Annotated in this window: 1 pseudogene; it reads right to left on the minus strand. The window is 41.5% G+C overall.

The annotated features are described in order from the left end of the window. Positions 1 to 393 (minus strand): annotated as a pseudogene (locus G4417_RS16630) (conjugal transfer protein); the annotation flags it as partial.

The following is a 393-nucleotide window of genomic DNA, read 5'->3' on the forward strand; positions in this document are numbered from 1 at the left end:
TCTGTTCTCTTTGTTTAATTTCTCGTTCAAGGTCAGAGATTCGCTGAGCTGCGTCTTCAGTTCCACGATAAGCTGGTCTTTCTGTTCCAGTTCTTCTTGTATCTCCTCGGTCAAGAGCAGAAGTTCTTCCAACTGTTCGGCGTTCTTTGATTCTCTGGATTCGTTCATCTATATCACGTCCTTTCCTTATTTGCTGTTCCAGTTCAGCAATTCGGTGTTCTGTTTCAGCAATAAACTGTTTTCGCTGTTCAGATTCTGTGCCAATTTCTGCCATTGCTGATTTTCGTTTTCCAAAAGTTCTATCTTCGTTTTCTGTTCTTCCATCTTGGAAAGCAGTTCCTCGGTATTTGGCAAAATGTTGAGCAGCTCGGATAACTCGCTGTTTAATTTTTG

The organism is Blautia wexlerae (assembly GCF_013300825.1).
Taxonomy (GTDB): Bacteria; Bacillota; Clostridia; order Lachnospirales; family Lachnospiraceae; genus Blautia_A; species Blautia_A wexlerae_B.